The organism is Tissierella sp., from assembly GCF_032104385.1.
In the GTDB taxonomy this organism is placed as follows: domain Bacteria; phylum Bacillota; class Clostridia; order Tissierellales; family Tissierellaceae; genus Tissierella.
Map to the genome: position 1 here is coordinate 44,569 of NZ_DAMCHJ010000016.1, position 9,218 is coordinate 53,786.

The following is a 9,218-nucleotide window of genomic DNA, read 5'->3' on the forward strand; positions in this document are numbered from 1 at the left end:
GACCGTAGCGAGTAAATAGATTTGAGTTTCGAGACTGCGGAAGTTACTTAACCAAGTTTGTTTTTTATACTGTTAAATAATAATTATATATTATAGAAGAAGGAGGAAAATAAAATGAGAATGTCAAAACTTTATATACCTACTTTAAGAGAGATGCCAGCAGAAGCAGAGATAGCAAGCCATAAATTGCTTTTAAGGTCAGGTATGATGAGAAAATTGGTTAGTGGGGTATATTCTTACCTTCCAATGGGATATAGGGTAATAAGGAAGGTTGAGCAAATTGTTAGAGAAGAAATGGATAGGGCAGGGTCACAAGAGTTATTGATGTCTGCTATTCAACCAAAAGAAATATGGGAAGCAACAGGAAGATGGGATAATTTTGGACCAGAAATGTTTAGATTAAAGGATAGAAATGATAGAGAGTTCTGTCTTGGACCTACACATGAAGAGTATTTTACTAATTTGATAAAAGATGAAGTAAGATCTTATAAGCAACTTCCATTAAACCTTTATCAAATTCAAACTAAGTACAGAGATGAGAAAAGACCAAGATTTGGCTTAATGAGATGTAGAGAGTTTATAATGAAAGATGCATATAGTTTTGATGTTGATGAAGATAATATGAAAAAAGCTTACCAAATAATGTGGGAAGCTTACGATAAGGTATTTACTAGACTGAAATTAAAATATAAAGTAGTTCAAGGTGATACTGGAGCTATGGGAGGTAAAATATCTCACGAGTTTATGGCCATGTCCGATGTAGGTGAAAGTCTTGTAGCATATTGTGATCATTGTGAATATGCAGCTACTGATGAAAAAGCAGAGGTAATATATAAAGTTAAGGGAGATTTGCCTGAAGAATTAGAGCTAGAAAAAGTGCATACTCCAAATGTAACCACTATAGAAGCATTGGTAGAATTTTTTAATGTAGAGCATAGTAATTTTGCGAAGGCGTTGGTATTTAATGTAGCAGGCAAACCAGTAGTTGCTATAATTCCTGGAGATAGGGAATTAAATGAAACTAAGTTCTGTAATTATTTAGGTATTGGTGAACATGAAGTAGAGATGGCAGATGAAAAGATGATATTAGATATAACAGGTGCTAATAAAGGATTTACTGGGCCTATTGGTTTGAAAAAGGAAGTTAGACTTTTAGTTGACTCTAGAATTACTAAAATGAAAAATTTAGTGGTAGGAGGAAATGAAACAGATTATCATTTAAAGAATGCAAACCATGGTAGAGATTTTACTGGAGAAGTAGTAGATGATTTACTTTTAGTAAGAGAAGGAGATATCTGTCCAAAATGTGGAGAACCATTGGTAATGGATAGAGGAATTGAGGTAGGAAATATATTTCAATTAGGAACCAAATATTCTGATTCTTTAGGAGCTAATTTCCTAGATGAAAATGGTAAAGAAAAGCCATTTATAATGGGATGTTATGGAATAGGTGTTTCTAGATCTGTAGCAGCAGTTGTTGAACAATATCATGATGAAGATGGAATCATATGGCCCTTAGTTGTAGCGCCTTATCATGTAATTATAACTGTTGTAAATATAAAAAATGAAGAACAAATGGATTTAGGAGAAAAACTATATAAAGAACTAAACTCCATAGGGTTAGAAGTTATTTTAGATGATAGAAATGAAAGAGCAGGTGTTAAATTTAAGGATAGAGATTTAATAGGAATTCCAATTAGAGTGACAGTAGGAAAAAGAGCAGGAGAATCAATTGTAGAATATTCCATAAGAGGTGAAGATGAAAAACTGGAGATTAGTGTAGATGACTTAACATCTTTAATAAAAGATGAGTTTCATAAGGAAGGATTAAAAATATAAATATAATGAAAAAGCAAGACTAAAAGTCTTGCTTTTTTTTATAAAAAAAGAAGGAGTTTTAAAATAAATGTTGAATATATATAATATGACTAGTTGTAAACTAGATAAAAAGTACTTATATTATAGTTTTTAATTTATAATAATTAATAAATTTTTCTAAAAAAAGAATTGAAGCAATGAGGTGATAAAATATTGATATATTATATAATTAATGGAGGGTTGCTATGTTAATAGAATTAGAAACCGAGTTAATTACATTATGTGAAGAAGTTATAAACATTCTATATGAATTAAAAGAAAAAGAATTAATAACCGAGGAAGAATTTAATATTCATTCAAAAAAGAAACTTAATTTTATTGAGAAAACAACAAAAATATTTACAATGCAATAATAATTTTTTTAAAGGAAATACTATATTGAAATCTTAATACTTAAAGATTTTAATATAGTATTTTTTATAATGAATAGGAAAATTCTGCTTTAATATTTTAGATATGGAACTTTTTATCAATGAGTTTCAAGAAAAATTTCTTTAATTTTAATGCTTCGATAAAAGTTTTCCTTATAATCTATACTGGAGTTTTATTCTTCATAAATGTGAACTTGAACCAAATGTATTAAAAAAGACTTAAATAATTTAGCTATTAGTGCAATAGAAGCCTTTTTTATTTAAAGTGGATAGTTTACACTTAAAGATTAGTAAGATATAATAGAAAGTAATTAATTCAGGAGGTGTACATTTTGAAAGAAGTTAGAGTAAGATTTGCTCCAAGTCCTACAGGATATTTACATATAGGAGGACTAAGGACAGCTTTATATAATTATTTATTTGCTAGACATAATAATGGTAAGTTTATTTTAAGGATAGAAGATACTGACCAGACTAGATTTGTAGAAGGAGCCATAGAAAATCTAATAAAATCATTGCATTGGGCTGGTGTAGAGTATGATGAAGGAGTATTTGTAGAAGATGGTAAGATTGTGCAAAAAGGAAATCATGGTCCTTATATTCAATCTGAAAGATTAGATATATATAGAAAATATGTAGATGAGCTTATTGAAAAAGGTCATGCTTATTATTGTTTCTGCTCTAAAGAAAGACTTGATCAAGTACGTGAAGAACAAAAGGTTAAAGGATTGGTTCCAAAATATGATGGATTTTGTAGAAATATACCTTTAGAAGAAGCGAGAGCAAGAATAGCTAATGGGGAAGAATATGTAGTTAGGTTAAAATTACCTCAAAACTATGATGTGAAATTTCATGATTTAGTTAGAGGAGATATTGTAATAAATACTGACGATGTTGATGATCAAGTTCTATTAAAATCTGATGGATATCCAACATATCATATGGCTGTAGTGGTAGATGATCATTTAATGGATATAACTCATATCGTAAGAGGAGAAGAATGGTTGCCATCTACACCAAAACATATTTACTTATATGAAGTATTTGGATGGGAAAAGCCTATATATGTTCATCTTCCCACAGTATTAAATAAAGATAGGAAAAAATTAAGCAAACGTCAGGGGGATGTTTCTGTAGAAGATTTTAGAGATAAGGGATATTTGCCAGAGGGATTAATTAACTATTTAGCATTAGTAGGTTGGAGTCCAGAAGACAATCAAGAGATACTCTCTATGGAAGAGCTAATTGAAAAGTTTTCTTTTGAAAGAGTCTCAAAAACTGGTGGAATATTTGACAAAGATAAATTAAATTGGGTAAATGGTCATTATATAAGATCCGCATCTGTTGAAAGAATTACGGATATGGCTATTCCATATTTGATAGAAGTGGGTTTTATTGATAATGAATTTGCTCAAAATAAATATGAATGGCTGAAACTATTAATTCATACAGTTCAAGAAAGTTTAGATACAATGGCACAAGTAGTAGAAAAAGTAGAATTTATATTTAAAGATCATACGGAAATAGTAGAGGAAGATGCTTTAGAAATAATAAAAGGAGAACAAGTAAAAACTGTTCTAACTGCTGTCAAAGAAGAATTAAGCAATATAGAAGAAATAGATGGAGAATACGCTAAAGGATTTATGAAGCTCATACAAAAAGCTACAGGAGTCAAAGGTAAAAGTTTATTTATGCCAGCCAGAGTAGCCTTAACAGGAACAGCCCATGGGCCAGAGTTCGTAAATATATTGGTTTTATTAGGTAAAGAAAACATATTGAAAAGAATTGATTATGTAATAAAGAATTATATCTAATTAATAGATAAAAGCAGTGAATAACTAAGAGTGAATAGTGAATAGTTTTTGGTAAAGCATAGGGTATTTTAATCTTTTCAACTAGTAGTTATTCACTATAATAAAAGGAGGGACATATGGAACTTTATAATACTTTAACAAGGAAAAAAGAAGAATTTATACCCGTAGTGGATGGACAGGTAAGTATGTATACCTGTGGACCAACGGTTTATAATTATATACATGTTGGGAATGCTAGACCAATGGTAGTATTTGATACATTGAGAAGATTTTTTTTATACAAAGGGTATAATGTTAAGTATATTGTAAACTTTACAGATATTGACGATAAAATAATAAATAGAGCTAATGAGGAAAATACTACATTTAAGGATATTGCAGATAGATATATAGAGGCTTTTTTAGAAGATGCAGAGGGTTTAAATATATATGAAGAAAAGACCATACATCCTAAAGCTACAGAGTTTATTGAGCCAATGATTGAATTCATAGAAGCTTTAATAGAGAAAGGTGCAGCTTATAATGTTAATGGAAACGTTTATTTCAATATAGAGAGTGCAAAAGATTATGGTAAACTATCTAAGAAAAATATTGAGGATTTAATCAGTGGTGCTAGGGTGGATGTCAGTGAAGAAAAAAATAATCCTATGGATTTTGCACTATGGAAGAAAGCAAAAGAGGGGGAACCTTCTTGGGAAAGTCCTTGGGGTAATGGACGACCAGGGTGGCATATTGAATGCTCTGTTATGTCTAGAACTTTACTAGGAGACACCATAGATATACATGCAGGTGGAGAAGATCTTCAGTTTCCACACCATGAAAATGAAATTGCACAATCGGAAACTTTAACTGAAAAACCATTTGCAAATTATTGGATGCATAATGCTATGTTAAATGTAGACGATCAAAAAATGTCTAAGTCATTAGGGAACTTTTTTACAGTGAAAGATATTGCAAAAGAATTTGACTTAGAAGTTCTTAGATTCTTTTTGCTATCTGCACATTATAGATCTCCTATAAACTTTACTAGAGAAGTAATGAAGCAAATAGAAAATGGTTTAGAAAGATTGTATAATGGAAAGAAAAACCTAGAATATTTGCTTGAAAAAGCAGAAGATAGGGAATTAAATGAAGAAGAAAACAATTCATTATTTATTGTTGAGAAATATAAAAAGGAATTTATTGAAAGTATGGAAGATGATTTAAACACAGCAGATGCAATAGCATCATTATTTGAAATTGTTAAATTTTCTAATTCAAATCTAAATGAAAAATCATCTGGAAAATTAGTTCAAAATGTTTATAATATTTTATTAGAACTATCTAATGTACTTGGAATATTAAATAAAAAAGAAGAAATTTTGGAAGATGAAATTCTAGATCTTATAGAAAGAAGAACATTGGCAAGAAAAAATAAAGATTTTAAACTAGCTGATGAAATTAGAGATACATTAAAAGAAAAAGGAATAGTTTTAGAAGATACCCAAGAAGGGGTGAAATGGAAACGTATATAGATTATGGGAGAAGACAACTTATTTAGAAAAATGAATACAGAATTAAATGCAGAGGACATAACTATGTTATCTCCTCTGCAACTTGCATACATAGGTGATGCAGTATATGAATTATTTGTTCGAACGTATTTGCTTAAGAAGAGGCTATCAGTTAAAGAGCTGCATAAATCAACTATTAAATATGTAAAAGCTGAGGCACAAGCTAATATAGTGCATATTTTGGAAGATGTACTTACTGAGGAAGAGCAAACAATAGTTAAAAAAGGTAGAAATGCAAAAACCAACACTATGCCTAAAAATGCAAACATGATAGATTATAAGTACGCTACTGGGTTTGAAGCTTTAATTGGTTATCTTTACTTAATGGGCAAGGATAATAGAATAGGAGAATTGTTTGAATTAGTATCTAATATAGAAATTAATAGATAAAGGAGGGATTGGAATGGCTAAAGTAGAACTTTTAAGATATACACCAGATGGTGAAAAGCTAATTGCAGCAGCAGCTAGACTTTGTTATTCTGCTATAGGTGTAAATGAAATAGAAGAGAGCTTAAATGAAGAGAAGGTTGAATCCTTCTTATCCCTTTTAATGGATTTAAACCATGAAAGTCCCATTGAACATGTTACTTTTACTTTTGGAGTAGAAGGTGTATCTCGTACGTTAACTCACCAATTGGTTAGACATAGAATTGCGAGTTTTTCTCAACAATCACAAAGATACGTAAAACTTGAGCAATTTGAATATATAATTCCGCCAGCCATTGCGAATAATAAAAGGGCTAGGGAAATATTTGAAAAGGCTATGAAGGAAGACCAAAAAAGTTATAATGAAATATCAAACTTATTATTTAAGGAGTATTATAATAAGTATATAAATCTTAATTACAATGAAAAAGAAGCAAGAAATAAAGCTGAAAAAGAATCCATTGAAGACGCAAGATACATTTTTCCCAATGCCTGTGAAACCAAGATAGTATTTACTATGAACGCAAGGTCTTTGATGAATTTTTTTAAACTTAGATGTTGCAATAGGGCTCAATGGGAAATAAGGGAACTTGCTATTTTAATGTTAAGTGAAGTGAAAAAAATCTATCCTACATTATTTAAAAATGCTGGACCAGGCTGTATAAATGGACCATGTCCAGAAGGCAAGATGACTTGTGGGAAGATAGCTGAAGTAAGGGAGAAGTTTATGACCTAACTTAGCGAACGGTGGTGAGCTTTAGTAGGTCAAACGCAACGAACGCCAAATTTATGGGATCGATAGGGAGTAAGTAAATTTGAGCTTTAAGATTGTTGAATAGTAAATAATCAAGAGCGAAAATACAAATACGGTGAATAGTGAATAGTTATTAGTTGTTCACTGGGTTTGCAGAAAGGTGTGATAGGAATGGATTTTCAATATGTTGTTGGGAGAAATCCTGTTTTGGAAATATTAAAGACAGATAGAGAAATAGAAAAATTATATATTTTAAAGGGAGAGCTTCAGGGTTCTATAAATAAAATAATTGGAATAGCAAAAGATAGAAATATTGTAATACAACAAGTAGATAAAAATAAACTTGATTCTTTGTCAGAAGGCAATGCCCATCAAGGAGTAGTTGCATTAGTTACTTCCTATAGTTACTCAAATATAGAGGATATTCTTAACAGAGCTAGGGAAGGAAATCAACCTCCATTTATTGTGATTTTAGATGGTTTGGAGGATCCACATAATTTAGGCTCTATAATTAGAACAGCAGAGTGTGCGGGAGTACATGGAGTAATCATTCCCAAGAGACGATCAGCTCAGATTAATCAAACAGTATATAAAAGTTCTGCTGGTGCAGTTGAGCATATGCTTGTAGCTAAGGTAAATAATATTTCAAATACAATTGAAGAACTAAAAGATAAAGGACTATGGATTTATGGTGCGGATATGAATGGAACTGATTACCATTTTAATACATCTTTAGAAGGAGCTATAGGGTTGGTAATAGGAAATGAGGGGAAAGGGTTATCTAAACTAGTAAAAGAGAAATGTGACATATTGGTTAAAATACCAATGTTAGGTAAGATATCCTCCTTAAATGCTTCTAATGCAGCGTCTATATTGATATATGAGGTAGTAAGACAAAGCCATGGCTAGAAAGAATAAAAGAGTTAAAGAATATCTCTTCGTGGATGGCTACAATATCATTAACTCTTGGGAAAGATTTAATAAGCTTAAAAATGAAAATTTAGAAGAAGCTCGTAATGAGTTTATAGAAATTATGACAGAATACAAGCATTATTCTGGAATTGAAGTGATAATTGTATTTGATGCACATTTGGTAAAAGGCAATTGTGGAACCAAAGAGAACTATAATGGATTGAAGGTTATATATACAAAAGAAAATGAAACAGCAGACCAATATATAGAAAAGCAATTAGATGAGATTGGGAGAATAAAAAGAGTAAGGGTAGCCACATCGGATTGGATGGAACAACAAATCATTCTTGGACGTGGGGGTACTAGGATTTCAGCTAGAGAATTAGAAGTGGAAATTTTTAATGAAAAGAAGCTAATGAAGCGTAAAAATACTATGGAAAATAAAAAAAATGACTTATTGTTAGGAAGATTAGATGAGGAAACAATAGATAAGCTGAATAAAATAATAAGTAAAGATTGAATAACCTTGACTAATATATAAGTATTAAATATAATAAAAGTGATTTAAATTAAAGTATAAACTGGGGGGATACTTAGTGCAACTTGAGTTACATAGATGCTTGGAATCGTCTACGTATGAATTTATGGAAGATGAAGAGATTGTAGAGGCAGCCAAAAATGATGATGCTATTGCACTGGAATACCTAATGTACAAATATAAAAGCATTGTAAAGGGAAAGGCTAGGTCTTATTATTTAATTGGAGCAGATAAAGAGGATATCATTCAGGAAGGCATGATAGGACTTTATAAAGCAATTCGTGATTATAATAGGGATAAACTTACATCCTTTAGAGCCTTTGCAGAAATCTGTATTACAAGACAGATAATTACGGCAATTAAAACAGCAACAAGGCAAAAACATATTCCTTTAAATTCTTATATTTCACTTAATAGACCCATATATGATGAAGACTCCGATAGAACATTATTAGATATTATTTCAGGATTTAGGACTTCAGATCCAGAAGAATTAATGATTAGCAGGGAAGATTTGAATTTAATGGAAAGAAAAATGGAAGAGGTTTTGTCTGAATTAGAATTAGAAGTTTTAATATCTTATGTAAATGGTATGAGTTATCAAGAAATTGCGGAAGACTTGGACAGGCATGTAAAAAGCATTGATAATGCATTGCAAAGGGTAAAAAGAAAATTAGAAAAAATATTAGAAGATAAAGTAGAAACTTAAGCTTGACAATCTTTAAGGGAAATAGTAAAATAACTAGCAGTGAGAAAAATGCCCACGTAGCTCAGGAGGTAGAGCACTTGCATGGTAAGCAAGAGGTCACCGGTTCGAGTCCGGTCGTGGGCTCCAAGATTTTCCAAGATAAGAAACGCCAGGATGAGTTTTCTTATATATCTTCCTTGAGAAAACTTAAAGAAAGTAAAATTATTAATATAATTAAGGAGGAAAATTGAAATGGCAAAAGCAAAATTTGAAAGAACTAAACC

9 protein-coding genes and 1 tRNA gene are annotated in these 9,218 nt (G+C 30.7%); all 10 read left to right on the plus strand.

What is annotated here, in order from left to right:
• The first annotated feature begins 114 nt into the window (after positions 1-114).
• Positions 115-1,839, plus strand: a complete 1,725-nt coding sequence (locus tag RT714_RS13570; RefSeq protein ID WP_313758343.1) for a proline--tRNA ligase — start codon at positions 115-117, stop codon at positions 1,837-1,839.
• A gap of 224 nt (positions 1,840-2,063) precedes the next feature.
• Positions 2,064-2,231 (plus strand): hypothetical protein, encoded by a 168-nt coding sequence (locus RT714_RS13575; RefSeq protein WP_313758344.1) that lies wholly within the window; start codon positions 2,064-2,066, stop codon positions 2,229-2,231.
• A 350-nt stretch (positions 2,232-2,581) separates the two neighbouring features.
• The gene (gltX, locus tag RT714_RS13580) at positions 2,582-4,063 is read left to right on the plus strand and encodes a glutamate--tRNA ligase (RefSeq protein WP_313758346.1); all 1,482 of its coding nucleotides are present in this window, start codon (positions 2,582-2,584) and stop codon (positions 4,061-4,063) included.
• Between the two features lie 116 nt (positions 4,064-4,179).
• The gene (cysS, locus tag RT714_RS13585) at positions 4,180-5,577 is read left to right on the plus strand and encodes a cysteine--tRNA ligase (protein ID WP_313758347.1); all 1,398 of its coding nucleotides are present in this window, start codon (positions 4,180-4,182) and stop codon (positions 5,575-5,577) included.
• A gap of 3 nt (positions 5,578-5,580) precedes the next feature.
• On the plus strand, positions 5,581-6,006 hold the full coding sequence (locus RT714_RS13590) for a ribonuclease III domain-containing protein (protein WP_313758348.1): 426 nt from the start codon (positions 5,581-5,583) through the stop codon (positions 6,004-6,006).
• Positions 6,007-6,019: 13 nt separating this feature from the next.
• Positions 6,020-6,778, plus strand: coding sequence for an FAD-dependent thymidylate synthase (gene thyX, locus RT714_RS13595; RefSeq protein ID WP_313758349.1), 759 nt, complete (start codon positions 6,020-6,022; stop codon positions 6,776-6,778).
• A 189-nt stretch (positions 6,779-6,967) separates the two neighbouring features.
• On the plus strand, positions 6,968-7,705 hold the full coding sequence (gene rlmB / locus RT714_RS13600) for a 23S rRNA (guanosine(2251)-2'-O)-methyltransferase RlmB (protein WP_313758350.1): 738 nt from the start codon (positions 6,968-6,970) through the stop codon (positions 7,703-7,705).
• Positions 7,698-8,228 carry an NYN domain-containing protein gene (locus tag RT714_RS13605; RefSeq protein ID WP_313758351.1) on the plus strand — a complete coding sequence of 177 codons (531 nt, stop codon included), beginning with the start codon at positions 7,698-7,700 and terminating at the stop codon, positions 8,226-8,228. Before rlmB ends, RT714_RS13605 begins: the two co-directional genes overlap by 8 nt.
• Before the next feature lie 76 nt (positions 8,229-8,304).
• A complete protein-coding gene (gene sigH / locus RT714_RS13610; RefSeq protein WP_313758352.1) occupies positions 8,305-8,955 on the plus strand; it encodes an RNA polymerase sporulation sigma factor SigH in 651 nt (216 codons plus the stop codon).
• A 50-nt stretch (positions 8,956-9,005) separates the two neighbouring features.
• Positions 9,006-9,081: transfer RNA gene (locus RT714_RS13615), tRNA-Thr, on the plus strand.
• The last annotated feature ends 137 nt before the right edge of the window (positions 9,082-9,218 follow it).